The organism is Alteromonas sp. AWQ4_252 (assembly GCF_056158205.1).
This window is the reverse complement of sequence record NZ_JBSWSV010000001.1, coordinates 1,559,811-1,584,350: the sequence shown is the minus strand read 5'-3', so window position 1 is coordinate 1,584,350 and position 24,540 is coordinate 1,559,811. Positions and strand designations below refer to the sequence as shown.

28 protein-coding genes are annotated in these 24,540 nt (G+C 44.8%); 18 read left to right on the top strand and 10 right to left on the bottom strand.

Annotated elements, in window-relative coordinates; genetic code table 11:
- Positions 1–180 precede the first annotated feature (180 nt).
- Together rpmA and rplU are read right to left on the bottom strand one after the other, a co-directional pair.
- Positions 181–438: a 50S ribosomal protein L27 gene (gene rpmA, locus ACXACM_RS07155; RefSeq protein ID WP_216024708.1), complete on the bottom strand. Its 258-nt coding sequence runs from the start codon at positions 436–438 to the stop codon at positions 181–183.
- Positions 439–453: 15 nt separating this feature from the next.
- Positions 454–765, bottom strand: a complete 312-nt coding sequence (gene rplU / locus ACXACM_RS07150) for a 50S ribosomal protein L21 (protein WP_130637722.1) — start codon at positions 763–765, stop codon at positions 454–456.
- Positions 766–1,066: 301 nt separating this feature from the next.
- Here rplU and ispB point away from each other — a divergent pair, with 301 nt between their 5' ends.
- The gene (gene ispB, locus ACXACM_RS07145) at positions 1,067–2,041 is read left to right on the top strand and encodes an octaprenyl diphosphate synthase (protein ID WP_474824255.1); all 975 of its coding nucleotides are present in this window, start codon (positions 1,067–1,069) and stop codon (positions 2,039–2,041) included.
- A 34-nt stretch (positions 2,042–2,075) separates the two neighbouring features.
- On the opposite strand, the gene ACXACM_RS07140 is transcribed toward ispB, so the two are convergent.
- Together ACXACM_RS07140 and pepQ are read right to left on the bottom strand one after the other, a co-directional pair.
- On the bottom strand, positions 2,076–2,738 hold the full coding sequence (locus ACXACM_RS07140; protein WP_474824253.1) for a ZIP family metal transporter: 663 nt from the start codon (positions 2,736–2,738) through the stop codon (positions 2,076–2,078).
- Positions 2,739–2,791: 53 nt separating this feature from the next.
- Complete coding sequence (gene pepQ, locus ACXACM_RS07135; protein ID WP_474820730.1) at positions 2,792–4,111, bottom strand: Xaa-Pro dipeptidase; 1,320 nt, start codon at positions 4,109–4,111, stop codon at positions 2,792–2,794.
- Between the two features lie 153 nt (positions 4,112–4,264).
- On the opposite strand from pepQ, the gene ACXACM_RS07130 reads away from it, so the two are divergent.
- Entirely contained in the window at positions 4,265–5,446 is a 1,182-nt protein-coding gene (locus ACXACM_RS07130) for an FIST signal transduction protein (protein ID WP_474820728.1), read from the top strand.
- Positions 5,443–6,858, top strand: coding sequence for a sensor histidine kinase (locus ACXACM_RS07125; RefSeq protein WP_474820727.1), 1,416 nt, complete (start codon positions 5,443–5,445; stop codon positions 6,856–6,858). Before ACXACM_RS07130 ends, ACXACM_RS07125 begins: the two co-directional genes overlap by 4 nt.
- Here ACXACM_RS07125 and ACXACM_RS07120 read toward each other — a convergent pair.
- Positions 6,851–8,875, bottom strand: coding sequence for a transglycosylase SLT domain-containing protein (locus tag ACXACM_RS07120; RefSeq protein WP_474820725.1), 2,025 nt, complete (start codon positions 8,873–8,875; stop codon positions 6,851–6,853). The genes ACXACM_RS07125 and ACXACM_RS07120 overlap by 8 nt on opposite strands.
- Before the next feature lie 398 nt (positions 8,876–9,273).
- Between ACXACM_RS07120 and fadB the strand changes: the two genes are divergently transcribed.
- Together fadB and fadA are read left to right on the top strand one after the other, a co-directional pair.
- Positions 9,274–11,424, top strand: coding sequence for a fatty acid oxidation complex subunit alpha FadB (gene fadB / locus ACXACM_RS07115; protein ID WP_474820724.1), 2,151 nt, complete (start codon positions 9,274–9,276; stop codon positions 11,422–11,424).
- Positions 11,425–11,442: 18 nt separating this feature from the next.
- Positions 11,443–12,606, top strand: coding sequence for an acetyl-CoA C-acyltransferase FadA (gene fadA / locus ACXACM_RS07110; protein WP_474820723.1), 1,164 nt, complete (start codon positions 11,443–11,445; stop codon positions 12,604–12,606).
- A 133-nt stretch (positions 12,607–12,739) separates the two neighbouring features.
- On the opposite strand, the gene ACXACM_RS07105 is transcribed toward fadA, so the two are convergent.
- On the bottom strand, positions 12,740–13,708 hold the full coding sequence (locus ACXACM_RS07105; protein WP_474820721.1) for an integron integrase: 969 nt from the start codon (positions 13,706–13,708) through the stop codon (positions 12,740–12,742).
- A 225-nt stretch (positions 13,709–13,933) separates the two neighbouring features.
- Between ACXACM_RS07105 and ACXACM_RS07100 the strand changes: the two genes are divergently transcribed.
- The 8 genes from ACXACM_RS07100 (at position 13,934) to ACXACM_RS07065 (ending at position 17,777) form a co-directional block, all read left to right on the top strand.
- Positions 13,934–14,407 carry a L,D-transpeptidase family protein gene (locus tag ACXACM_RS07100; protein ID WP_474820720.1) on the top strand — a complete coding sequence of 158 codons (474 nt, stop codon included), beginning with the start codon at positions 13,934–13,936 and terminating at the stop codon, positions 14,405–14,407.
- Positions 14,408–14,540: 133 nt separating this feature from the next.
- Positions 14,541–14,864, top strand: coding sequence for a ribonuclease E inhibitor RraB (locus ACXACM_RS07095; RefSeq protein WP_474820719.1), 324 nt, complete (start codon positions 14,541–14,543; stop codon positions 14,862–14,864).
- A 180-nt stretch (positions 14,865–15,044) separates the two neighbouring features.
- Positions 15,045–15,299 carry a PspC domain-containing protein gene (locus ACXACM_RS07090; protein ID WP_474820653.1) on the top strand — a complete coding sequence of 85 codons (255 nt, stop codon included), beginning with the start codon at positions 15,045–15,047 and terminating at the stop codon, positions 15,297–15,299.
- Between the two features lie 124 nt (positions 15,300–15,423).
- Positions 15,424–15,861 (top strand): T6SS immunity protein Tdi1 domain-containing protein, encoded by a 438-nt coding sequence (locus tag ACXACM_RS07085; protein ID WP_474820694.1) that lies wholly within the window; start codon positions 15,424–15,426, stop codon positions 15,859–15,861.
- A gap of 195 nt (positions 15,862–16,056) precedes the next feature.
- Positions 16,057–16,236 (top strand): antitermination protein NusB, encoded by a 180-nt coding sequence (locus tag ACXACM_RS07080; protein WP_474820717.1) that lies wholly within the window; start codon positions 16,057–16,059, stop codon positions 16,234–16,236.
- Positions 16,237–16,379: 143 nt separating this feature from the next.
- Positions 16,380–16,739: a DUF2147 domain-containing protein gene (locus ACXACM_RS07075; RefSeq protein WP_474820716.1), complete on the top strand. Its 360-nt coding sequence runs from the start codon at positions 16,380–16,382 to the stop codon at positions 16,737–16,739.
- A 133-nt stretch (positions 16,740–16,872) separates the two neighbouring features.
- Positions 16,873–17,220: a hypothetical protein gene (locus ACXACM_RS07070; RefSeq protein WP_474820715.1), complete on the top strand. Its 348-nt coding sequence runs from the start codon at positions 16,873–16,875 to the stop codon at positions 17,218–17,220.
- 128 nt (positions 17,221–17,348) lie between these two features.
- Positions 17,349–17,777 carry a DUF4265 domain-containing protein gene (locus ACXACM_RS07065; RefSeq protein ID WP_474820713.1) on the top strand — a complete coding sequence of 143 codons (429 nt, stop codon included), beginning with the start codon at positions 17,349–17,351 and terminating at the stop codon, positions 17,775–17,777.
- A 99-nt stretch (positions 17,778–17,876) separates the two neighbouring features.
- Here the strand turns inward: ACXACM_RS07065 and ACXACM_RS07060 are convergent, their stop codons facing one another.
- Together ACXACM_RS07060 and ACXACM_RS07055 are read right to left on the bottom strand one after the other, a co-directional pair.
- Positions 17,877–18,158 (bottom strand): type II toxin-antitoxin system RelE/ParE family toxin, encoded by a 282-nt coding sequence (locus ACXACM_RS07060; RefSeq protein ID WP_474820641.1) that lies wholly within the window; start codon positions 18,156–18,158, stop codon positions 17,877–17,879.
- Positions 18,155–18,439 carry a type II toxin-antitoxin system TacA family antitoxin gene (locus ACXACM_RS07055; protein ID WP_013783738.1) on the bottom strand — a complete coding sequence of 95 codons (285 nt, stop codon included), beginning with the start codon at positions 18,437–18,439 and terminating at the stop codon, positions 18,155–18,157. Before ACXACM_RS07055 ends, ACXACM_RS07060 begins: the two co-directional genes overlap by 4 nt.
- A 197-nt stretch (positions 18,440–18,636) precedes the next feature.
- Between ACXACM_RS07055 and ACXACM_RS07050 the strand changes: the two genes are divergently transcribed.
- Positions 18,637–19,002: a hypothetical protein gene (locus tag ACXACM_RS07050; RefSeq protein ID WP_474820712.1), complete on the top strand. Its 366-nt coding sequence runs from the start codon at positions 18,637–18,639 to the stop codon at positions 19,000–19,002.
- A 587-nt stretch (positions 19,003–19,589) separates the two neighbouring features.
- Here the strand turns inward: ACXACM_RS07050 and ACXACM_RS07045 are convergent.
- Positions 19,590–19,811, bottom strand: a complete 222-nt coding sequence (locus tag ACXACM_RS07045) for a toxin-antitoxin system HicB family antitoxin (RefSeq protein ID WP_013785563.1) — start codon at positions 19,809–19,811, stop codon at positions 19,590–19,592.
- Between the two features lies 1 nt (position 19,812).
- Positions 19,813–20,235, bottom strand: a complete 423-nt coding sequence (locus ACXACM_RS07040; protein ID WP_474820624.1) for a putative toxin-antitoxin system toxin component, PIN family — start codon at positions 20,233–20,235, stop codon at positions 19,813–19,815.
- A 1,443-nt stretch (positions 20,236–21,678) separates the two neighbouring features.
- Here ACXACM_RS07040 and ACXACM_RS07035 point away from each other — a divergent pair.
- From ACXACM_RS07035 to ACXACM_RS07020, 4 genes are all read left to right on the top strand, one after another.
- Positions 21,679–22,113 carry an NADAR family protein gene (locus tag ACXACM_RS07035; protein ID WP_474820710.1) on the top strand — a complete coding sequence of 145 codons (435 nt, stop codon included), beginning with the start codon at positions 21,679–21,681 and terminating at the stop codon, positions 22,111–22,113.
- Positions 22,114–22,232: 119 nt separating this feature from the next.
- Positions 22,233–22,583 carry a hypothetical protein gene (locus ACXACM_RS07030; RefSeq protein WP_474820709.1) on the top strand — a complete coding sequence of 117 codons (351 nt, stop codon included), beginning with the start codon at positions 22,233–22,235 and terminating at the stop codon, positions 22,581–22,583.
- A gap of 137 nt (positions 22,584–22,720) precedes the next feature.
- Complete coding sequence (locus ACXACM_RS07025) at positions 22,721–23,104, top strand: hypothetical protein (protein ID WP_474820708.1); 384 nt, start codon at positions 22,721–22,723, stop codon at positions 23,102–23,104.
- Between the two features lie 124 nt (positions 23,105–23,228).
- On the top strand, positions 23,229–23,513 hold the full coding sequence (locus ACXACM_RS07020; protein ID WP_474820707.1) for a hypothetical protein: 285 nt from the start codon (positions 23,229–23,231) through the stop codon (positions 23,511–23,513).
- The last annotated feature ends 1,027 nt before the right edge of the window (positions 23,514–24,540 follow it).

Below are 24,540 nucleotides of genomic sequence, written 5' to 3'. Positions count from 1 at the left end.
GACTGTATATATTGTGTTAGTTTACACCATTGAACATAAGTTCGACAGGCTCACTAAAAGTGATCAGAATGCCTCGCTGCTGAGCCATGTGATCACCCTTTCCCGCTTACTCAGGTATTCAAAAAAAAACCCCGCTTGCGCGGGGTTTTTCTAAGCCTGTTCGGCGAGAAGCTTTCGCGCTTACTCAGCTACGATGCTTACATATTTACGGTTCTTCGGCCCTTTAACGTCGAACTGAACTTTACCGTCTTTTAGTGCAAACAACGTGTGGTCTTTACCGATACCCATGTTGTCACCAGCGTGGAAACGAGTACCACGTTGACGAACAATGATGTTACCAGCAAGAACAGATTCGCCACCAAAGCGCTTAACACCTAGGCGTTTACTCTCTGAATCACGACCGTTTTTGGTACTACCACCAGCTTTTTTGTGTGCCATGTGTTCGTGCTCCTATTATGCGTTGATACCAGTGATTTTCACTTCTGTGAACCACTGACGGTGACCCGCTTGTTTGCGAGAATGCTTACGACGACGGAACTTGACGATTTTTACTTTATCGCCACGACCGTGTGTAACCACCTCTGCAGTCACCTTACCACCAGCAACGACAGGTGTGCCGATTTTTACATCGTCACCGTTGCTTACCATTAAAACTTTGTCAAATTCAACCGTTTCGCCTGGGGCTACTTCGATCTTTTCAAGACGAACGGTTTGGCCTTCGGCCACACGGTGTTGTTTACCGCCACTTTGGAAAACCGCGTACATAGTTAACTCCGCTCTGCGTCCAATGACGCTTCAATTCAAAAAACAGGGCGCGAATTGTACGTGAAGCATCCTAAAATCACAACCCCGAAAAACATAAAATTTGATTATTTTTCGCTCTTCGCCGAATTTTCTCTCCCCAGGCCCGAAAACAAGGCTTTTTTGGGTCAAATAAATACGATTTTAACAGCATATTTGCGATTGGCTCACGGGTTTTTCAGTTATCTGGGTGGATACCCATAGAGTTTCAGGTACAATCACCCCTTTATACAAAAAGTAACTAATTAGCACGCACATAATGTCAATGGAAATAAACACCATTCGCGATCTGGCAGCCGACGATATGAAAGCGGTCAATGCCCTTATCCAGCAACAGGTTGATTCTGATGTTTCTCTTATTAATCAGCTCGGCTTTTACATAGTCAACAGTGGTGGTAAAAGACTTCGTCCACTACTGTCAGTGCTTGCTGCGCGGGCCATGGGGATTACCTCAAATAAACATCACACACTGGCTGCTATTATTGAATTTATTCACACTTCCACTCTACTTCACGATGACGTTGTAGACGAATCTACGCTTCGCCGTGGGCAGGAAACAGCCAACGCGATATTTGGCAACCAGGCCAGTGTGTTAGTCGGCGACTTTTTGTACTCCCGATCTTTCCAAATGATGGTCAGTTTAAACAGTATGCGAGTCATGGAAATACTGTCTGATGCTACCAATCGTATTGCCGAAGGCGAAGTGTTACAGCTCATGAACTGCAACGACCCTGAAACCACAGAAGCCCGTTACTTTGACGTGATTTACGGCAAAACAGCACGCCTGTTTGAAGCTGCCACACAACTGGCTGCAGTACTTACAGATCAGCCCCGTGATATCGAAACCGCCATGCAGGATTACGGCAAGCATCTTGGCACTGCATTTCAACTTGCCGACGACATACTCGACTACGCGGCAGATGCCGACGAAATGGGAAAAAATACCGGTGATGACTTAGCTGAAGGCAAGCCCACCCTGCCATTACTTTATGCCATGTGGCACGCAAAAACGGCAGATGACAAAGCGCTCATCCGCGAAGCAATTGAAGAGGCCAACGGCTTGCCGCACCTTGCCAGAATTCAAGGGATCATGAAGGAAACCGGCGCGCTCGACTACACGCGATCGTGTGCCGACGGGGAAAAGGAAAAAGCGATTAGCGCATTGTCGGTGATCCCTGAATCGCCATTTAAAGAAGCCCTAATCGGGCTGGCGCATATTGCTGTAGAGCGCACCAAATAGTTTTTGCTTTTTTTAATGAGCAATAGTAGCGGACTTAGTCGAGCATGAAACCTATCATGCCTATCAAAAAGCCCGCTATCGCGCCTAAGGGCGGCAGCCACTTGTTTTCCATGCGAATTTGCGGCGCCATGTCCTGAAAAACAGAATACAAAATTCCCCCGGCGGCAAACAGCATGACCCCGCCGATTATGGCAGGATAGTCAGAAAGCCAAATATATCCGGCCCATGCGCATAGTGGTCCAAGCAAAGCCAGCGTAGTAAATTTTAAAACTAAGGCTTTGGGGTTAGATGCTTTAGAACTTGCCATTTCCCTGTAAGCGTTAAAACCCTCTGGCAAGTTTTGCACCGCGATAAGAATACCGAGTAAAAAAGTGCTTCCGCCCATAGCAGCCGTAGTGCCCAACGCTAACGATTCAGGAATAAAATCGCTAAGCATTGCCGCCAGTTGGCTGGCTGGCGTTTGGTTTTTTGCCAAGTAAATATCCAACGCCATAAAAGCAAGTGCGCCTGATACAAAACACAAAGTCGCGCTCACCACATTATGATGAGCAATGCCATCTGGAACGAGCACCAATGCCACTGCTGAAAGTAGTGCACCGGCTCCTAAGGCAATCACTCCATGGCGTATTTCTTGTTCAAGCCAGCGGGGTTGAATAGCATCATTAAATGCTAAGAGTGCCCCAACAGGCATTGCCATACCTGCGGCCAGAGCAATTAGCACAACATTGAGTAATTGTCCGTCTTCAAACACTATTTCAGCCCCAAATCCCGTGTCATATTCTCATTTCTGTCTCTGTGGACAATAATGTTGTCCTCAATGCGGATCCCGCCATAAGGACGAAACTCGTCGACGACACCCCAGTTAATAAATTTTGATGCTTCCGACGCTTTGAGATCAGCCAATAAGCTATCGATAAAATAAAGCCCGGGTTCAATAGTAAATACCTGGCGCGCTTCCACTAACCTGGTACATCGCAAAAACGGGTGTTCTTCCGGCGGAGGCTTAGGTGTACCGCGGTCATCATTAACCTGCCCGCCTACATCGTGTACCTGCAATCCGAGGAAGTGACCAATACCGTGAGGAAAAAACGTTTTGGTTATCTTATTCGCAACGATGTCTTGTGGGCTCAGGTTGACCACGCCGGCATCATGCAAAAGCTGAGCAATACCGTCATGGGCCAATAAGTGAATATCAGTGTAAGCCACGCCTGGTTTTAATGCATCTGCCAGCGTAACGGTGATGTTGTCAATCTGAGCGATGAGCTCAGCGAACCGGCTGCCGCCGTTCTCGTACGTGCGAGTAATATCTGCGGCATAACCATTAAACGTTGCTCCGGCATCAATTAAGAAAGAGCGGGCTTCGCCAGGTGCATCCAAGTCGCAATGCATATAGTGTAAAATTGAGGCATGTTCGTTTAATGCCACGATGCTGGTATATGGCAAATCATTATCGCCATGTCGAGCAGCGCTGTTATACGACTGCTTGATAGCGAACTCGCTCTCTCCATTGAGAAATGCCTGCTTTGCAGCCTTGTGACCGAGTACTGCCAGGCGGTTTGCCTCACGCATGCACATAAGCTCGTAATCGGTTTTATACGCCCGTTGATAATGCAGATAGTGTAGAGCGCGGTCAGGGTTTACGTTTGCGAAACCCAGTGCACTGGCGACCTCAATATATTCACCGACATAAGCGTAGTTTTTCTTGTCATAGGGCAAATACTTCTCAACAGCGTCTGCCTGCTTTAACAGCACAATTTCAAAGCTATCGGTCCAGAAATCATTTGGCTCGGGAGGAACTTTATGCCAGAAATCCACTGGCCGATAAAAAATGAGTTTGGGTTTATCAACGCCATTGACGACTAACCAACAGTGTGGGTTGTCAACCACAGGCACCCAGGCTTTAAAATGAGGATTCACTTTAAAGGGGTAGTCGTTATCGTCTAAAAACAAGCGCTTGCTTTGCCCTGCATGAATCACCAACCCTTCCAGACCTTCGCGCTGCAACGCTTCTGCCGTTCGCTGCTGAAGTGTTGCTATATGTTCACGGTAAGCATCAGATAATAATGTCATAAACCCTCGGTATCTTTTAATCAGACTGTTTTTTCATTGCTGATGAGTAGCTTAACACGTCAGGTGCGCTATAGTTAAAGCAGAAGCCTTAGAGACATGTTAAGTTACTATTACGTACTCTTTGTATTTTTTGTTTAACGAAGTGCTTGTTTCATGAAAATATATGCAGCGTCCTCCTCCCTTGATATTAGCCAGGAAATGGCAGCGGATGTACTCGCTCAGTTATCCTTCGATGATTCTCCGTCGTTGTTGTTTGTCTTTCTCAATGCCAATTACGATGCAGACCTCATTCGACAGCTACTACACGACGCTTTGCAATGCCCAATACTTATAGCCACATCCAGTCACGGTGGGTTTATTTGTTCGCCGCACGCGTGTGATGCTTCGGCCTCACTCACCGTGTTTGCAATAGTTGACCCCAACGGGAGTTACGGGGTAGGCATGGCACACGTGGGTGAGATAGATGGCAGACAGGCTGCATCAATGGCAACGCAACGAGCCCTTCAAAATTCAGCAACGCCCTTTGAGTCACCGTCTCTTATTTGGTGTGTTCCCACTCCGGGTACAGAAGAGCAGATGATAGAAGGTGTCGCAGATGTTGTCGGGCCTAATATTCCCGTATTTGGTGGCTCTTGCGCCGATAATGACGTCACTGGTAACTGGCAAGCAGGAGATCAGGGCGAGGTTGGCCCTTCCACTATTTCTGTGGTTGTGATGACACCGTCTTCCCCATTGGGCATGACATTCAGTTCTGGTTACCAACCGACAGAAACCGCGGTAACGGTTACAGAGGCAGCCAATCGCACACTATTCGCATTAGATGATGAACCTGCGGCATTGCGATACAACACTGTTACAAACGACGCAATAAAAGCAGCGCTTGGCGGTGGACAAATACTCGATCAGTCGTCGCTACACCCGCTCGGACTGGAAATCACCTCGCCAGTGGGTATACCTGAATTCCTGCTAATCCATCCGGCCAGTATTAACCAGGACAATAGTTTGCAGTTATTTGCTGATGTGACCACAGGTACCAGGCTACAAGTGATGGAAGGAAGCATCAGTGGCCTGGTAAATCGCGCCGAGAAAGTTATTCAAAATGCGATAGATTTAGTGCCGCAATATCGCACTGTTGAAGGAGTTCTTCTTGTATATTGTGCCGGGTGTATGATGACAATAAATGAACAACTTCCGTTGATGTGTAGCCGGGTTCAATCCCGGTTTCCCCACTTACCTGTAGTGGGTATGTATTCTTTTGGTGAACAGGGGCGCTTTCTTGACAATCAGAATCGTCACGGCAACCTCATGATATCAGCAATCGCATTTTCCTCATGAAACAAGATCAAGAAGAGCTAAGAGAACAGTTAAACCTCGTATACCGGCTCAAAGAGCAGGCCGAGACCCTTGAATATCGTACCCGGCATATGCTTGCGGGGATGAAAGATATTCTTGAAGCACAAGATGCTGACGACCTATACAGCCGCATGTTCTCTCATTTCAGAACGCTATTACCCTATGATGTTTGCATTGTTTTAGAACAGCAAGAACCGGGGTACATGAAGTGTAGTGCTGCCACGTTGCCTGCAGTGAGAGAAACCCGCTGGGAGGTGGGTGACATCCTCAAGCGCGTCTTAGCCGGGCATTCTGTCGCCTTATTCAATATAACTATTCACCCGGAAGCCAATGCGCTTGATTTTCTGCAAGACGCCGGGATTAGCAGCTTACTTCTTACACCTTTTCAGGTAAATGAAGTCGATGCAGTTGTTGTTTTTGCCCGCAAAGAGATTGGTTTTTACACCCAGGAACACGTACAGATTGCAGATGCTCACAGAGCCTTCACCGAACAAGCGCTGTTGAGCGTTAATGCTCGCCTGCTGGCATTGGAGTCTGAGCAGCTTCGGCGTGAAAAAGAACGCGCAGAACAGTCATTACTGATGTCGGAAAAAATGGCATCGGTGGGTTTATTAGCGGCAGGTGTTGCCCATGAAATCAATAACCCAGTGGGGTTTATCAGCAGTAACATCAGCTATTTAAAGTTGCACATCCCCGAGCTAGAACGTTTTTCAACATTACTCACCCGTTTATTTGCTGCTCATTCAGATGATGATATTCAAGCGGCGTTAGATGCGTGTAAAGCCTGGTATGAGTCAAACCACTTCCCTCACTTAATCAACGACATCCGAGACATTTGTGAAGAGTCTGATGAGGGGTTGAAACGGGTTGCCGATATCACTACCAGTCTCAAATCATTTACCCGTGCAGACTCATCGACAGAAGACAGTTCTTTTGATGTTAATCAGTGCATCGAAGATACGATGCCACTGGTTAATCCAGAACTAAAACACCATGTTACAACACAACTTACCTTAACTGATGTGCCAGAAGTACAGGGAAGTCCAAGAAAGCTTAGCCAGGTAATGATCAACCTTATGGTAAATGCCGGACAGGCCATTAAAAGCAATGGACATATTGTGATCAGCACCCGAACAGTAGTCGAAAAGGGAGAAGACACTGTTGTTATTAAAATAACCGATGATGGTTGTGGGATAAAACCCGCAGATCTTGAAACAATTTTTCAACCCTTTTATACCACTAAACCGGTAGGACAAGGCACTGGCTTAGGGCTGTATATTTCCCTAACCATTGTTGAGTCACTCGGCGGTAAAATTTGGGTGGAAAGCAAGCTTAACCGAGGCACAACGTTTACCATTCAACTGCCTGCCGCCAAGCACAAGACGCTCATTTAGGAGCATATAAACCGCCCTCAACCTGCTGCGGCGATGCCAGACCTGTGACAGAGGGAATTGCCGATGCCGCCAGTTGCAAAAACAATTCGGAACTCTCCCCCAATTGTTGTTCGTAAATGTAGCGGTATGCCATTACGGCTTTGACGTAGTTTCGCGTTTCTTTGTAGGGAATGGTTTCAATCCAAATGTCTGTTTCTACATTTGAATCTGCCGGCAACCATTTCATGACCCGCTGCCAACCCGCATTGTAAGATGCTGATACTAACACAGGGTTATCGCCCATCTTGTCCATCAAATATCGCAGATATTGCACGCCAAACTGCACGTTTTGTCCCGCGTCAAACAAATCATCGGTTGCCACTTTTTTCTGTGCAATATATCGCGCAGTACCGGGCATAAGCTGCATAAGACCTCGCGCTCCAGCAGGAGAAACGGCATCAACCATAAATGAACTTTCACGGCGAGCAATTGCCATGGCAAAAGCCGGATGAACATCGTAAGCTTGCCCTACGGTGGCAAACTCCTCACTGTATGCCAGAGGGAAGCGCTTCTCTACGTCATCCATAAACCCGCTTTGAGAAAAGTTGAAAATAGCCTGATCAAACCATCCCCACTCGCTGGCTAATAGTGCTGCGTCTTTTACTTGAGAACTATCGAGGGAGTTCACCAAAAAACGCCACTCTCTTCTTGCATCCACTGATCTACCCAGTGCCAGAAACTCTTTTGCTCGCTGAGCGGCTGGCCGCTGAGCGATCATAGCTATATTACTCTCGTCCCGAGGGGCGCTTTGATGTTGCAGAGCAGGTTGGCGGTTTACTTTAGCGCTGGCCAGAAAACCGTAGTAATGTCGCTCATTGGCTAACGTGTCATACAATGAAAGCGCCTGCTCAGTTTGCCCTAAGGCTTCCAGACTCCGAGCCCGCCAGTACCGGTAACTATCTTGTTTTTGTATGTGAGCAGGAGCTTGCTCTATTAACGCCAGCACCGCCTGCCATTGCTTATGCCTCAGTAAATACGCTACATGCCAGCGTTTGACGTCTTCTTTTGCCCCCGTCACATCAGCCCGTTGAAGCCATGCAACAGATTGAGGTTTGTCGTCAATGGCCAAACTAAGGGCTATCGCTCGATTAATAGTGAGGAGTTGAGCAGTGGAAAACTGTTTTTTAGGTTGCCAATAACGATGCGCCTTGATGGCCCTTTCCGCATCTTTCCACGCCAGCTTTTCCAGGCCGTATGTCAGAATTTTCATTTCTGACTCAGGCTGTTTTAACGGAAACCTGGTGTGGTTCAAAACCAGTTCAGGCTTGCGACGCACGTCATACCAAAGATCTGCCAAGTACTGATGAGAGGCCGGAAGTTGCTTTTTTAAATAAGGGACCAATTTTGGATTGCCAGAAATAGCAGCTTTTTCGATGCGCCCTAAAACATGGTCGATGGTCATCATGCCGGCTTTTTGCCACTGCTTAAACAAAGGATCACATTCGTCGGGTTGCGAATATCCTGCTAACCAAAGGGCCTCTACTTTCTCTAACCAATAATCTGGCTGTGTGGCGTCTTCGAGTTGATACTGTAGATACTGACAGGTAATGGTAGCGCCCATACCATCGCGATAGTTTGCCAAAAACGCTTTTTTCTCTCCATGTTTTGCCAGATAACGCAGCCAACGACCGCGCAACCCGTAAGTAAAAGGCTGATTGTGATAGGTGAGTAAAAACGCTTCAATTTCTGCCCGATGACTGATGTCCATAGTGGCATCAATTTGCTGTCTGACCAGATACGGATGTAACGGATAAGCAGACAAAGCCTGCACTTCGGAACGTAATTCAGCAACTTTTCGTGGCGTAGCCCGGCCCAGCTGTTTTTCAAGCTCAATAAATTGCGCCCTGGCTTCTTCCTTAACTGACACATTGTTGTTTGAAGACGCAGAGGCTTGTACGACCGCTGTGTTGCACAAGCACACAGCAGCGCAGAGAAAAAAGCCAATAGGTTTCCGAAAATTTACTGCGGCTGTTCCCATAGTACCATCCGAAAAAATTGAAAATGTGACACCCTGACTGATGATCACATCCTAATGAAAAATAAAACCATCCTAAAGGTTAATTTACACTGGCGAATCGTCTTATCTCTTACCATTATACAAAGGTGTTTTGAACTTTGCCGCGCAATTTTAAGCAAAATTCACAGCCTCCAGCCCAGTTATTGAATAAGGAGTCATTGAAAACTGTGTTAACGCTTGAATTTACTCACTTACATCGCCATATAATAAAAAAAATGTAAACACTTGTTTGAATTTTTATTGCAACTTGTGTGTGGCATTGTCAAAATCAACGCACCCTAACCTGTCAGGATTGGACGCCGATATACGATATCGGTTCCATAAATCCTGATTCCTCGCCATTGCCGAAGGAGAAGAGAATGATTTACGAAGGCAAAAGTCTGACCGTTTCGCTGTCAGACGATGGTATTGCTGAGCTGGTATTCGATGCTGCTGGTTCAGTAAACAAATTCGATCAGCAAACCGTTCTAGAGCTGGACGAAGCCACATCAGCTATGGCCGCCCATAGTGGTATTCGCGCAGCTGTAGTGCGAAGCGCCAAACCCGCCTTTATCGTAGGAGCAGACATTACCGAATTTACAGGTATGTTTGAAAAAAGTGATGAAGAGATTCTAGGCTGGGTAGCAAAAACCTCACAAGTATTCGACCGCTTTGAAGACCTACCTTTCCCTACCATTGCTGCTGTTAATGGCTTCGCGCTTGGCGGTGGCTGTGAAATGGCTTTGGCGTGTGACATGCGTATTGCCGACACCACCGCTTCAATTGGTTTGCCAGAAGTTAAGTTAGGCCTTATGCCTGGTTTTGGTGGTACAGTTCGTCTACCTCGTCTTATTGGTGCAGACAATGCCCTTGAGTGGATGACCACTGGCCGCGACAGAAAAGGCGCGAAAGCCCTTGCTGAAGGCGCAGTTGATGCCGTTGTTGCACCAGAAGCACTTGTTGAAGGCGCGCTTTCAATGGTGAAAGACGCTGCTGACGGTAAATTTGACTGGCAAGCACGTCGTGCAGTTAAGAAAGCCCCACTACAGCTAAACAAAAACGAAGCCATGATGAGCTTCAGCACTGCCCAAGCCATGGTATTTGCACAAGCTGGCAAACACTACCCAGCGCCGCACAAAATGGTTGAGACAGTGCAAAAAGCTTCTGTGCTAGACCGTGAAGGTGCACTTAAGCTTGAAAACGAAGGCTTTGTGGCGTTAGCGAAAACCGACGCAGCGACAGCGCAAATTGGTATTTTCCTTGCCGACCAGCTAGTAAAGAGCAAAGGTAAAAAGCAAGCGAAAGCCGCTACTAAGCAATCTAAGCTTAACGCTGTACTAGGTGCAGGCATCATGGGCGGCGGTATCGCATACCAAAGCGCTGTGAAAGGCACGCCAGTTATCATGAAAGACATTAACCAAGGTGCACTAGACCTTGGCCTTTCAGAAGCAGCTAAAATACTTGGCAAAGGTATGCAGCGCGGTAAAGTTGATGCGACTAAAATGGCGCAAACACTTAACGCGATTACACCTACCCTTGAGTACAGCACGCTTAAAGACGCAGACCTTGTGATTGAAGCGGTTGTAGAAAACCCGAAAGTAAAAGGTATTGTACTTAAGGAAGTAGAAGACAACGTAGCAGACGACGCTATCATCACTTCAAACACTTCAACTATCTCTATCAATCAGCTAGCTGAAAGCCTAGACAAGCCAGAGCGCTTCTGTGGTATGCACTTCTTCAACCCAGTGCACCGCATGCCGCTTGTTGAAATTATTCGTGGCGAAAAAACGTCAGAAGAAACCATCAATGCAGTAGTAGCCGCTACCCTTAAAATGGGCAAAACCCCAATTGTGGTTAACGACTGCCCTGGGTTCTTGGTAAACCGCGTATTGTTCCCATACTTTGCGGGCTTCAGTAAGCTTCTTATCGACGGCGCAGACTTCGTTGCAGTTGATAAAGTAATGGAAAAAATCTTCGGCTGGCCTATGGGACCTGCTTACCTAATGGACGTTGTAGGTATCGACACGGGCGATCACGCAGCAGACGTGATGGCAGCGGGTATTCCAGAGCGTATGGCGCGCCTAGACAACGACCCTGTAACCCTGTTCTACAAAGAAGAGCGTTTAGGTCAGAAGAACGGTAAAGGTTTCTACAACTACGGTGTTGATAAGCGCGGCAAGCCGTCTAAAACACCTGCTGAAGAAGCATACGCACTAATGGCGCCGCACGTAGCTGACAAGACAGACTTTGAAGCAGACGACATTATTGCACGCCTTATGATCCCTATGGCAAACGAAGCAATTCGCTGCCTGGAAGAAGGCATTGTAGATAGCGCAGCTGAAGCAGATATGGCGCTACTTTACGGCTTAGGTTTCCCTCCATTCCGCGGTGGTATTTTCCGTTGGATTGAAACCATTGGCTTGGCGAACTTTGTTGCAATGGCAGACAAGTACGCTGAACTTGGTCCAATTTATCAGATTTCAGATGGCGTTCGTGAAATGGCCGCTGCTGGTAAATCCTATTTCGCATAAGACCCGGAGGACAAACTAATGAAAGAAGTGGTCGTAATCGATTGCGTACGTACCCCAATGGGTCGTTCAAAAAACGGTGTTTTCAGAAATGTGCGCGCAGAAGACCTATCTGCTGCGCTAATGACCGCGCTACTAGAGCGTAATCCTGGCGTAGACCCAGCGGAAATTGAAGACATCATTTGGGGCTGTGTTCAGCAAACTAAAGAACAAGGCTTCAACGTTGCACGTAACGCGCAACTACTCACAAAAATTCCACGCACTACAGGCGCGGTAACGGTTAACCGTTTATGTGGTTCATCAATGCAAGCCCTTCACGATGCAACAAGCGGCATCATGAGCGGCCGTGGTGACATTTACATGATTGGTGGTGTTGAGCACATGGGTCACGTACCGATGAACTACAACATCGACTTCCACCCAGGTCTTGCTAAATACACCGCGAAAGCGTCGGGCATGATGGGTATGACTGCCGAATTACTTGGTCGTCAAAACGGCATTACTCGTGAGCAACAAGACGCATTTGGCGCGCGTTCGCATCAGCTAGCACACAAAGCACACCTTGAAGGCCGTTGGGCTAACGAGATTGTGCCTGTTGAAGGCCACGATGCGAACGGCGTGTTAAAGCTAATTGACTACGATGAAGTAGTACGCCCAGAGAGCACTACTGAGAGCATGGCCGCGCTTCGCCCTGTGTTTGACCCAGTAAACGGTACAGTTACTGCAGGGACATCTTCTGCGCTATCTGACGGCGCATCAGCAATGCTTGTGATGTCGGCAGACCGTGCGAAAGAGCTTGGCCTAACACCACGTGCGAAAATTCGCTCGATGGCAGTGGCTGGATGTGATGCAGCAATTATGGGTTACGGCCCAGTGCCAGCAACACAAAAAGCCCTTAAGCGCGCTGGCCTTACTATGGACGACATTGAACTTGCTGAGTTTAACGAAGCGTTCGCGGCTCAGGCACTTTCGTGCATTAAGCAACTAGGTTGGATGGACCACCTAGATACTAAAATTAACCTTAACGGTGGTGCGATTGCACTTGGTCACCCACTTGGTTGTTCTGGTTCACGTATCTCAGGTACGCTTATCAACCTAATGGAATCACAAGACGTAAGCCTAGGCTTAGCGACAATGTGTATTGGTTTAGGCCAAGGTATCGCTACCGTATTTGAGCGTGTATAAGCGTTTGACTAAGCACTTGAATCAATAAATTTGAAAGGGCCTACGGGCCCTTTTTTGTTGGCTTTGGTTAAAATAATGACTATTGCATGCGGTTTAAAAACGTAACACAGAGATCAAATCGCCGTTTCGATTACTACTTTAACACCCTGGATAGAGGACTTACCACGCCTTGCGCACCTTGCTGAAGCACATGGGTATAGATTTGCGTGGTTTTTACGTCCGAATGCCCTAACTGTGTTTGCACAGTTCTAATATCAGCACCTGCTTGCAGCAAGTGTGTTGCAAAAGAATGGCGAAGTGTATGAGGCGTGACTTTCTTTTTTATCCCGCAAGCTTTAGCCGTATTTCGTATCGCTTTTTGAATACTCGACTCATCAATATGATGCCGTCTCACTTTTTTGTTTTCAGGATCGACAGACAAACGTGGAGAGGGAAATAAATAATGCCATCCTAATTCCCTCGGTGCACTTTTATACTTCTCTCGCAATCTGTGAGGTAAATAAACACCTGCATATTTCGGGTTCTCTAAATCAGCCGCCAAAAAGTTTTCAACCATAGCTATTTGCCGGGTAAGTCCAGGCTTCAATTCTGCAGCCAAAGTTACAATACGATGCTTACCACCTTTCCCGTCCCAAATGCGAATAGCGTTGTAATCGAAGTCAATGTCTTTGACTCGTAGCCTAACCGCTTCCATTAGTCTTAGTCCGCTGCCGTATAACAAAGATATGGGCAATTTAAGGTTGGCAGGGATTTGCTCAAAAAGAGAAACGACCTCTTCCTGCGTTAATACAACCGGAAGCTTAGCTTGCCTTCGACTTGCAACAAAGTTGAGCTCTAACGATAAAGGAATTTCCAGTATGTCGCGATACAGGAAAGCCAATGCGTTAAGCGCACTCGCTTGCGTAGCGGGAGCGACATCTTTAACGTTAACCAGGTGAGACAAAAATGCCTCAACCTCTTCATCCCCCATTTCAGATGGGTGCCTATTGTTGTTGAAGCGAATAAAGCTAATAATCCATTTAGTATATAACTCAATTGTACGTTTAGCATAGCGACGACTTCGCATATGCTCGACAACCATTTGCATGAACATTGATTTCATTTTTTAACTTCGAAACTGTAAATGAATACAGCATTACTGTTTTTATTCTAATCGTAAAATAAAAAGGAAAGATTCCGTACTTAAGTACAGCATTTTCAGACACTAAGTGTAGGATATTGAAGAAAGTGAATTTACATGCGAAAGTAGAACAATTCTCAAAGTGATATACGGACTTTATCCACCTTGCATAAAGGATTTTTTCCGTACATTAAATTGTTAAATTCTATGAAATATTACGTGCTACTTTTCATACTAGTATCTGGATCATCTGTAGCTGGGATCGATCTCGTTAAGGTCAATAAGTCTGAGAATAAAATGTACCTTATAGAAGAAGGAAACGTGGTTAAGCAATACCATGTTGCTTTTGGTGCTAATCCTAAAGGCCATAAGCAACAGGAGGGTGATGAGAAAACTCCGGAAGGTACGTATACTCTAGATTACAAAAAAGAGGATTCGTCTTTTTACGAAGCTATGCATATAAGCTATCCAAATTCAAAGGATATCGAGAGCGCCAAAAAACGTGGAGTTTCTCCTGGAGGTTTCATTATGGTTCATGGTCAAAGAAATTGGTTTGGCTGGCTATCGTTTGCAACTCAAAGATTTAACTGGACAAATGGTTGTATCGCGTTAACGAACGCTGAAATGGATGAATTTATGAAATTGGTAAAAGTGGGCACTCAAATAGAGATTGAATGGTAAAAATTTAACAATTCGGTCAAGCCGGACGCTCAAAGCTTCGTTTCGTTTTTGCAATTGCTACGCAATTTTAATACAAAAACTGCACTCCCGCTTTGGCGCCGCTTACCGAGGCGTTATACGCTTCAGGACGGTTATGATTCCAGATTTTAATACAATCAATGACATTTTCGCCAAGATGGATTCAAATGGTTGGGATACTTTAAATGACTTGAAGTGGGGATTCTTTTTCCTCAGCTCTGAGAAGGAACACCTAGAGGGGATATTTTCAGAGTTAAAAGAGTATAAATACACAATCGAAAATATTCATCTAAATGGAAACTTTGAATGGGTTTTACAGGTCACAAAAACTGAAATACTTGGAGCTGATAAACTTTACCGACGATGCATCGCCTTTAATGAGTTAGCAGACACTTACAGTTCATATTTTGACGGCTGGGATGTGGGTAAAAGCGTATAACAAACACATTAAGTCGCTTCGCTGGGACAGTAACACGTGGGCTCTGTCGCTGCGCTCCTATTTTAGCCCACATATTACTGCCCCTTATGTGGGTGTTAGCTGTCATTTGTGCCTTGTAGTCTGTGAGCTTATTTAACAAGTCACATTGTTTTTTTATTTCTTCATGAAACAGGAGGTTTTATGCAACAAAGGGACTTGCCGGTTCTCACGCGGGGAGAGCACGGCATTATCGCAGGCGTATGCTCAGGACTTTCTCAATATTATGGGTTCCGTAAAACGGGGCTTCGAATAGCGTTTCTTGTATTTTCATTTTTCTTTGCCTTGCCAGTTATTTTGTATATTGTTTTGTGGCTGATTTTGCCCAAGTACCCAACTACTCAGGCAATGGCACGGCAGCTTCGAAGGCAAAGTGGTCGTTTGGGAAAAGACAGCTAACAAACAAATTAAGTCACTCGCTTCGCTCGCTGGGACACAAACATGGCGGCTGTGTCACTTCGTTCCGATTTTAGCCGCCATGTTTGTGCCCCTTATTTGGGTGTTATGTGCCTAAGGTGGTAGCTTGAAAATTATTGATGCAATTAAATCTGCTTGGGGCTGGGTTGGCATAGATCCCGTAAAAGTAGTTGCAGAAAATGAATTTGGAAATTTGATAATTAGAGATTCTGCTGGAAAATATTGGCGCTTATGCCCAGAAGATAGCTATTGCTCGTTAATCGCGCATGATCGAAGTGCACTCGATGAAGTACTCGCAGACCCAGAGTTCATTGAAGACTGGGTGATGGCAAATCTGGTAAACGATGCAAAGGTAAAATTAGGTGAACTAAAATCAGGTTACAAATATCACCTAACAATTCCAGGGGTGTTGGGCGGAGAATACTGCGTCGCTAATATCGTATCAGTCCCTCAAATTGAGCAACTTACTTTTTCCGGAGATGTAGCAAGGCAAATAGAAACGTTACCAAATGGAGCTCAAATTGAGCTTAAGGTAATTTCGTAGCGGCACATAACAAACGCATTAACACTCGCTTCGCTCGCTGGGACGCTAACACATGGGCTGCGTCACTTCGTTCCTAATTTTAGCCCATGTGTTAGCGCCCCTTAGTGGGGTGTTATGTGCCACTGATTCTCAACATAGTGTCATGTGGCTTTAACTTTATATTTTCAAACAGTTTCAATTCACAAGGAAATAGTAATGTCAGAAGGAATTGCAAATAGCAGCCAGTATTTTGTCGGGTGGGGAACACTGGCTCTGATCAATGCAGGTTTAGCACAGTCCAAATGCCGTAGGGGCCTAATTTGGTTTCTAATCTCTCTTTTTCTAGGGCCTGTGGCTACTTTTTTACTTGTTGTCTTACCCAAAGGTGATGTTTAAGGAATGTCACCTAACAAAAAAATTATGTCGCCCGCTAGAGCGGGCTGGGACACAAACACGCAGGCGGCTTCGCCATTATAGCCTGCCTGTTTGTGCCCCATATTTAGGTGTTATACACAATGCGCAAAATCAGGAAGATTAAAGTGAATAAAACCAAAACGTCTCTTCTATTTTCTGCTTTCATAGGCACTTGTTTAGTAACGATAAGTGCATTTGCTTCATCAACAATAGAAGGCGTTTGGAAACATGCAACAAAACCAGCTCTAATCGAATTCAATTTAAAAACTGGTGTAGCAAGTGTCAAAGAGCACCAAATTCATAAACAAAACTCTGGCCTCACAATCATCAAAAATATTGTGCAATCAACAGAAACTGAGTGGTTTGGGGAAATGTACAATGGCTACAAAGAGAAATATGTATTCGTTACAATCAAGTTAAATGGCACATCGCTATCAGTCTTCGACTCCGAAAACAGTGAAGTGCTTAAACTTATCAAGGAGTAGCCTTGTGTATAACAAAAAAATCAAGCTCGCCCGCTGCGCGGGCTGGGACGCAAACACGCAGGGCGGCTTCGCCATTATGCCCTACGTGCCTGCGCCCCTTATTTAAAAGTTATAAGCCACTGGAATTTTGGCAATGAAATCGATAATCGGAAAACTTGATGTATTGAGCGTATTCACAGCATGGGTACTTTTGGTGGTTTTCTTTTTATTATTGGCTTATGAAAAAATGTTTTCTGATCCTGAAACTAGCGCTCACCATTTAGTTTATTTGTTCATTGCATTTATTGGTGCAGTCTTAGTCCATGTAGTTTTGGCATTTTTTAACCGTTGCCCTCATTGCAATAAGTGTTTAACTGTAAAAGGTTTTAAAGAACCACATCCAGCTTCTAGTGGTAGTTGGGATAGAGTTGTCTTACATTGGTTCTCTGGTTCAATTGTTTGTATCCACTGCGGTCAGAAAGTGGTAACTAATGGCTTATAACAAACCACTCAAGGCTCTCGCTTCGCTCGCTGGGACGCTAACACATGGGCTGCGTCACTTCGTTCCTAATTTTAGCCCATGTGTTATCGCCCCTTAGTGGGGTGTTAGAAGCTTATAGGAATAAATACATGGAAAAGGTTTTATTCGCTCTTGATATTGAAGACGGATGGCCGCCTGTTGGAACTGAGAGTATTTGGTGTGAACGGATTGGTGACCACTACAAGTTAAAAAATGTCCCCTTTTTTATAGAGGGCTTGGCTAATGACGATATATTTAGTGCTTCTCCTGATCCTGTAAATGAACACATATTCGAATTCGAGATCTTAAAGGAGTCAGGACATTCGGTAATTTCTCTTTTGAACAATATTGATTTGGACTTGAATGCGTTCTTCGGAGAGCTGATTTCTATTGGTTGTACCTACGAAGGCTTAAAACAATACAATCTATTTGCCATAGATGCTCCGCCAAACATAGATATAGTAAAACTAAACCATTTAATAGACACATACGAGGATCTCGGTATAGATTTCGCGTTTCCAGTGTGGCGCTTCGACTAAGAACGCTTCTAACAAACCAAGTAAGCGGGACAATAACACGTGGGCTCCCGTCACCTCGTTCCGTATTTTAGCCACGTGTTATTGCCCCTTCTTGGGGCGTTAGTTGCCTACAGGAAATTTTTGCTTTTGGTGTAAAACTCGAAGAATGTGAATAATGTCGTCTTTTATGAAATATGAAACAATCATTGAAACCTCTGGAATTATTAACAGTCTTCCCGGTATACCCTCTCTCTCCACTCCCATACGAGGTTGCTGGTTCAGGTTTTCAACTTTCTTCTCAATTATATCATCAGTTTTTTCTGCTGCTAATGGGTTAAATTCGTATAAAAACTCGAAAATAGCCTCACGATCGTCCAACGAACTTTTTTCCCATAAGATCATTTTTTGGCTTTATTCCTAATTTTCATTTTTCGAGCTTCCATGTCCAAGTTCGCTTCTTCATGACTGACAAACTTGCTTTGCCCACTCTCTAATTTACTGAACGCAGCATTAACCTCTTCAGTAAGCCACTGATCATGAGTAATTATTTTTCGTTGCTGTTCAGCGAGCTCTTCCGTAAGCTCTCTACAAGCGTCACTTAAAGTGCGTCCTTGGCTTTCGGCCATTATCTGAGCTAGCCGTTTAGTTTCTTCATCTACTCTAAACTGAATACGGGTATCCATGGTAAACTCCTTATGAAATGTACACACAAATGTTAGCACGCTTATTGAATTTACGGCAACTAACAAACGCATTAACTCAGTCGCTGGCGCTCCTTGGGACAAAAACACGTAGGCTCCTTGCGCTTCGCTTAGTATTGTAGCCTACGTATTTTTTCCCGTTATGCGGGTGTTATGTGCCCAAGGAGAATTTAAATAACATGAAGTTTTTAAATTTATCTCTTTTTCTTTTGTTGCTTGCTGGTTGCACGACTGGTCGTTTGGAATATGTGACTCCTGAAGGAGAAACAAAGTATGCCTGTGAAGTGGAATACACTTGGGAACCAAGCGTAGATAAATATGCAGTAGAGTACATTTTAAGTCATTGTGCTAAACAGGCTGAAGAAAATGGTAATACCGTAGTCCGAAAAGAATTGGTCAGTTTAGACTTATCAATTCCAGAAGCGCCAAAAGGTATGCACTGGAGCTTCGATTTAGCAAAATCGTTACATAAACAAGGACAACTCACCGACAAACAGTACGGATATATCATCGCGCACATGGACTTAGGCCATGACAAAAGTTAGTGTTTTGGCAGGGTCACATAACAATCCGCTGTAGTTCGCTCACTGCGTTCGCTGGGACAAATACTCGCTGGCTCCCGGCGCTTCGCTTGGTATTATAGCCAGCAAGTATTTGCCCCTAAGCGGGGCGTTAGCTACTAAAAATGAAAATACATCGCTGGTATATTCAAATACCCATAGTTACATTTCCTTTTGTTGCTATAAGCATATTCTTTCCAACTATAGGTTGGTTTTTGACCTTGCTTATTGCACATTATGTTGAATCAATAACCGGAATAAATATCCCATTGACCCGTTATGATGAAAATGTCAATTTGGGGGCTGTAATCGTTACAATCATTTACTTTGGTGTTTGTATCTATGCATTTACTGTGCTTTACAAGTCTAATCTTAAATTAGGGGCGGCTGTCGTTGGTGTAGGGACTATGTGTTTCTGCATATACTGTTACTCTTTGGTTAGTTCGTTGGCTTGGTTGTAACGTAGCTAACAAACACATTAAGCCGCTCGCAAACTCGCTGGGACAGTAACACGTGGGCTCTGTCGCTTCGCTCGGATTTTAGCCCACGTGTTACTGCCCCTTATGTGGGTGTTAGCTGCCAAAGTGTGAATCAAGCTTATCTAGAAGTTCCAAACCTTTGTTTTTGTCTCCAGTAGCAGCAATCGCCTTAAATCTTACCTCAGTATCAAATTCAGCTATCGCTTGCGTAGACAATTCTTCTATCAATTTATTTAAGCTCAACTTTTTATGCGCCGCCAAAGCCTTCAATCGATTATGCTTATCGTCTGGTAAACGTACCGTTAAAGTGGACATATTAAACTCCTCTCAGATAATCTTCAGGCGCTAACACTTTCAAACCATCAAATTGTAATTCCGCATTTCTCAGGTCTTTTAGGTTATTCGTAATAATGCCCTCGGCATTTCCTGCCACTGCAAGCTCTATAAGAAAATTATCGCCTTCATCTTTTAAATTTGGCCGCCACAAATAATGTATCTGCACCCATTCGCAAACACTAAAAAATGCTGCTAGCAACTCGCTCACTTCGTCCTCGGTAAGCGGGCACAACTCTTTAATTTTGTCTCGCTTGCTTACTGCTTCGTACTCCAAGAATAAGGTCGTGCTAATCAGTGGCTTTAAATCCCCCAACAAGCATTGCCTTATCACTTCTCGGGCTGGCCCTGTTTTGCCAATCAGGGCGCTAATAAGTACACTGGTGTCAATAACTACTTTACTCATAGATTATATGCTAGCGTATACGCTATCACTTTTCAATTTGACAATGGCAGCTAACAAACAAATTATGGCACTCGCTGTCGCTCGTTGGGACACAAACACGTGCGCGGCTTCGCCATTATTGCACACGTGTTTGCGCCCCATATTTGGAAGTTATAAACCATGGCGCAATTTGGGCTTAAACCCTTTTTTCAGTAGTCAGTAGATTCACGTTTTACTTTTCAATTTACGGCATCAATTCTCAAACATTCTACTGCGTAAACAACACGCTCTTTTCGGCCTCTCTTCGCAGATAATTCAAGAACGGCTACGACCAGGAAAGTGAAAGGCTGTTTCCTGTTCTACAGTTGCTGCATCAGTGCTTACTTGCGGCCGCAAATCTCTTTTTATCGCCGCTTAAGCTCAGCATGCGCCATGGCCGGTCGTTAAAAACATCGCAAACAAAAACAAAACCGCACCCTTTTTACTTGCAGCTTTATCCACAAATCATTTATAACAAACAAATTAAGTCGTGCGCTAGCGCGCACTGGGACGCAAACATGTGGGCGGCTTCGCCATTCTCGCCCACATGTCCGCGCCCCTTATTTGGGCGTTATGTGCTTCAAGGTCGAACCATTACTGATCTGCTAATATTAAGCGGTGAACTGTAAAAAGGAGTTTGATTTGGGTTATAAAGTTAATTTTTTTGCTAGACCATTAAATTCGAATTATAAGCTTGCTTGGGAGTCATTCCTCATCGAATTTTCTTTGTTTGTCATAAGCAGTGTTATGGCACTCTATGGATTCAAAAATGGCTCATTGCTTATGGCTGTACCTTCTGCTGTAGTGGCTACAGCATGTTTTGGCCTTGTGTCTTATGCTTTATTTAGCCTATTCGCAAATCGAAAGTAAGCGCAATCAATTAGTTCTTCCCAACTTTCGACAAGGTTGTGAAATGCGCGCACATAACAAACAAATTAAGTCACTCGCTCCGCTCGCTGGGACGCAAACACGTGGGCTGACTCGCTTCGCTCGGGATTTTAGCCCACGTGTTTCCGCCCCTTATTTGGGTGTTATGTGTCGGGGATAAGAATTAGCTTTGAAATGTAAAAAATGCGACAGTTTGATTCGTCCCGTAGAAATACCCGTGCCGGGCAATCATTCAAGGTTCAAATGTCCAGTTTGTGGTAATAGTGTTTCTGGCAGCAGGCGCGGAGGCTTAATCGCATTACTTGCCATTGTGGTCGTTTGCTGGAGTGTCGCATTCAGTTATTATCACTTAAAGAACTAACTCGATCCGAGCGATAATTATATTAAATCAAGGTTGTTTTGCCTTAGCCACATAACAATCAAATTAAGTCACTCGCTCCGCTCGCTGGGACACAAACATGGCGGCTGTGTCACTTCGTTCCGATTATAGCCGCCACGTTTGCGCCCCTTATTTGGGTGTTATATCCGTAATTAATTATGACTATCTTTTTTTATACAAAAACTGACGCTTACGGTGATTTCTCTAACTTCTCAAAACATGGGATAGAAGTAGATGGATTGTGGTGGCCGACAGTAGAACATTACTTTCAGGCGCAGAAATTCGAAGACAAGGAATATCAAGAACAAATTAGAACTGCCCACTCATCCAAGCAAGCCGCTGAATTAGGGCGGAGCAGAAAAGTTCCCATTCGAGAAGACTGGGAGAAAGTAAAAGATGAAATAATGTTCAGCGCTGTTTTGAAAAAATTCAAAACTCACCCCAAATTAGCTGAATTACTTTTATCGACAGAAGATCAGGATATAGTTGAGAACGCTCCAGGTGATTACTATTGGGGCATTGGTAAAAACGGTACAGGTCTAAATAAATTAGGGAAAATCCTTGTCTCTGTTCGGCAGCAAATCAAGATATAACAAACCACTGTAGTCACTCGCTGGCGCTCGTTGGGACACAAACACGCAGGCTCCCATCGCTTCGCTCTGTATTATAGCCTGCGTATTTGTGCCCCTAAGTGGGGTGTTAGGTAACTGTCATGCTTGATCTCACGAGCAGTAATTTTAGACTCAGAGACCTGAGAAAAATTATTGAGCCATCTCTTCATGAAGTCGAATGGCAGCAAGAAACGGGCAATAGCGAGTGGATTCACATTGAAAACAATTCATTGCTCAAAAATTGGGTTTCAAATTTACCAATCAAATCTAGCGAATCAGTTATTGTTACTGACAAATCGTGGTCTAAATCTGCTATACATGATTGGCAGTTTGTCAGTGCGAACCTATTAGGATTAAAAGAAGATCGTTTTTCTCTTTTTATTTCCCAGCACAAGTTGTGGGTTATAGAAGTTAACCTCATAGGTGTCGCTCGGTTTGGCTTTTGGCGGTAGGTTACCTAACAATCTGCTGTAGTCGCTCGCAGGCTCGCTGGGACGCAAACACATGGGCTGCGTCGCTTCGCTCCTAAATTTTAGCCCATGTGTTTCCGCCCCTAAGCAGGGCGTTATGTCTCAGAAGGAATTGATAAATGCGGTTAATTTTTTTATTACTTCTATTAGTCAATTTTGGCTGTCTTGCCTCATCCTGCATAGTAACAGATGAAATGCGCGAACAGTTCAATTCCAAACATGTCGAAGACTTTGCTATTGATACAACCCTTAGAGATTCAAATTTCTCTGTAACTATTAAATTGCCAGAGAGCATTGAAGGTCAAAGTTCTTATTCAGTATGGCTGTTATCAGACAGCCTTGAAGAACCAACATTCATCTTCCCTCTAGACTTGTATGAAGAAGATAACCAAACAAAGGCATGGTATGAAATAGATGCTGGGCTTGTGAGAAAGCACTTCGTAGTGGTCAGCTTAAATGACTATTGTGCTCCTAGCATATTCAAGGAAGTTTTTTACCAATGAGACATAACAAAAAAATCAAGTTCGCCCGCTGCGCGGGCTGGGACGCAAACATGTGGGCTGCTCACTTCGTTCGGATTTTAGCCCACATGCCTGCGCCCCTTATTTAAAAGTTAGGTTTTCAATTATGCCTATTAAAATATCTGATCATTTAAACAAAGATGACAATGGTAAAAGCACAGATGTCGCTTGGCTTTTACCAGACAACTGGCGTCTACCAGATCAGATGAAAGCATTTGATATTTGGTTACAAGAAAATCAGAATTTAGCGCCAGGTGAATATTCAGCAGATATTGGTTTCTGTCCTAGAGAAGATGCTTTCGGTGGCGGTGGGAAAGTGTCAATTAAATCCATGGAAATCATGCTTCGTTTAGGTTTAGAGTTATATTTATCAGAGTATCCTGAGGACTAGGATGTTTAACCACAAACCTAACAAACCGCTGTAGTCGGTCGCAAGCTCCCTGGGACAATAACACGTGGGCTCAGTCGCTGCGCTCCAATTTTAGCCCACGTGTCATTGCCCCTAAGCGGGGCGTTATAAACCATGGCGCAATTTGGGCTTAAACTCATTTCTAATTCGTCGGTAACTTCTCGTCTTGCTTTTCAATTCACAGCACTAGTACTTGAACATTTCACTGCGTAAACAACCCATTCTTTTCGGCCTTTCTTCGCGGACAATGCAAGAACGGCTACGACCAGGAAAGTGAAAGGCTGTTTCCAGTTCTACAGTTGCTGCATCAGTGCTTACTTGGGGCCACAAATCTCTTTTTATCGCCGCTTAAGCTCAGCATGCGCCATGGCTGGTTTTTAAAAACTTCATCAGCAAAAACTAAAACCACACTCTTTTTACTTGCAGCTTTATCGGTAAATCATTTATAACAAACAAATTAAGTTCGCCCGCTACGCGGGCTGGGACGCAAACATGTGGGCGGCTTCGCCATTCTCGCCCACATGTCCGCGCCCCTTATTTGGGCGTTATAAACCATGGCGCAATTTGGGCTTAAACCCTTTTTTCAGTAGTCAGTAGATTCACGTTTTACTTTTCAATTTACGGCATCAATTCTCAAACATTCTACTGCGTAAACAACACGCTCTTTTCGGCCTCTCTTCGCAGATAATTCAAGAACGGCTACGACCAGGAAAGTGAAAGGCTGTTTCCTGTTCTACAGTTGCTGCATCAGTGCTTACTTGCGGCCGCAAATCTCTTTTTATCGCCGCTTAAGCTCAGCATGCGCCATGGCCGGTCGTTAAAAACATCGCAAACAAAATCAAAACCGCACCCTTTTTACTTGCAGCTTTATCCACAAATCATTTATAACAAACAAATTAAGTCGTGCGCTAGCGCGCACTGGGACGCAAACATGTGGGCGGCTTCGCCATTCTCGCCCACATGTCCGCGCCCCTTATTTGGGCGTTATAAACCATGGCGTAATCTGGGC

Coding starts and splice junctions, on each gene's coding strand:
- ACXACM_RS07020 (WP_474820707.1), top strand. CDS start 23,229: ATGCCTATTAAAATATCTGATCATTTAAACAAAGATGACAATGGTAAA.
- ACXACM_RS07055 (WP_013783738.1), bottom strand. CDS start 18,439: ATGGATACCCGTATTCAGTTTAGAGTAGATGAAGAAACTAAACGGCTA.
- ACXACM_RS07120 (WP_474820725.1), bottom strand. CDS start 8,875: ATGGGAACAGCCGCAGTAAATTTTCGGAAACCTATTGGCTTTTTTCTC.
- ACXACM_RS07065 (WP_474820713.1), top strand. CDS start 17,349: ATGGAAAAGGTTTTATTCGCTCTTGATATTGAAGACGGATGGCCGCCT.
- ACXACM_RS07140 (WP_474824253.1), bottom strand. CDS start 2,738: ATGGCAATGCCTGTTGGGGCACTCTTAGCATTTAATGATGCTATTCAA.
- ACXACM_RS07025 (WP_474820708.1), top strand. CDS start 22,721: ATGCGGTTAATTTTTTTATTACTTCTATTAGTCAATTTTGGCTGTCTT.
- rpmA (WP_216024708.1), bottom strand. CDS start 438: ATGGCACACAAAAAAGCTGGTGGTAGTACCAAAAACGGTCGTGATTCA.
- pepQ (WP_474820730.1), bottom strand. CDS start 4,111: ATGACATTATTATCTGATGCTTACCGTGAACATATAGCAACACTTCAG.
- ACXACM_RS07045 (WP_013785563.1), bottom strand. CDS start 19,811: ATGTCCACTTTAACGGTACGTTTACCAGACGATAAGCATAATCGATTG.
- ACXACM_RS07060 (WP_474820641.1), bottom strand. CDS start 18,158: ATGATCTTATGGGAAAAAAGTTCGTTGGACGATCGTGAGGCTATTTTC.
- ACXACM_RS07080 (WP_474820717.1), top strand. CDS start 16,057: ATGTCAGAAGGAATTGCAAATAGCAGCCAGTATTTTGTCGGGTGGGGA.
- fadA (WP_474820723.1), top strand. CDS start 11,443: ATGAAAGAAGTGGTCGTAATCGATTGCGTACGTACCCCAATGGGTCGT.
- ACXACM_RS07105 (WP_474820721.1), bottom strand. CDS start 13,708: ATGAAATCAATGTTCATGCAAATGGTTGTCGAGCATATGCGAAGTCGT.
- ACXACM_RS07050 (WP_474820712.1), top strand. CDS start 18,637: ATGAAGTTTTTAAATTTATCTCTTTTTCTTTTGTTGCTTGCTGGTTGC.
- ACXACM_RS07090 (WP_474820653.1), top strand. CDS start 15,045: ATGCAACAAAGGGACTTGCCGGTTCTCACGCGGGGAGAGCACGGCATT.
- fadB (WP_474820724.1), top strand. CDS start 9,274: ATGATTTACGAAGGCAAAAGTCTGACCGTTTCGCTGTCAGACGATGGT.
- ACXACM_RS07035 (WP_474820710.1), top strand. CDS start 21,679: ATGACTATCTTTTTTTATACAAAAACTGACGCTTACGGTGATTTCTCT.
- ispB (WP_474824255.1), top strand. CDS start 1,067: ATGGAAATAAACACCATTCGCGATCTGGCAGCCGACGATATGAAAGCG.
- ACXACM_RS07125 (WP_474820727.1), top strand. CDS start 5,443: ATGAAACAAGATCAAGAAGAGCTAAGAGAACAGTTAAACCTCGTATAC.
- ACXACM_RS07030 (WP_474820709.1), top strand. CDS start 22,233: ATGCTTGATCTCACGAGCAGTAATTTTAGACTCAGAGACCTGAGAAAA.
- ACXACM_RS07130 (WP_474820728.1), top strand. CDS start 4,265: ATGAAAATATATGCAGCGTCCTCCTCCCTTGATATTAGCCAGGAAATG.
- ACXACM_RS07070 (WP_474820715.1), top strand. CDS start 16,873: ATGAAATCGATAATCGGAAAACTTGATGTATTGAGCGTATTCACAGCA.
- ACXACM_RS07040 (WP_474820624.1), bottom strand. CDS start 20,235: ATGAGTAAAGTAGTTATTGACACCAGTGTACTTATTAGCGCCCTGATT.
- rplU (WP_130637722.1), bottom strand. CDS start 765: ATGTACGCGGTTTTCCAAAGTGGCGGTAAACAACACCGTGTGGCCGAA.
- ACXACM_RS07100 (WP_474820720.1), top strand. CDS start 13,934: ATGAAATATTACGTGCTACTTTTCATACTAGTATCTGGATCATCTGTA.
- ACXACM_RS07095 (WP_474820719.1), top strand. CDS start 14,541: ATGATTCCAGATTTTAATACAATCAATGACATTTTCGCCAAGATGGAT.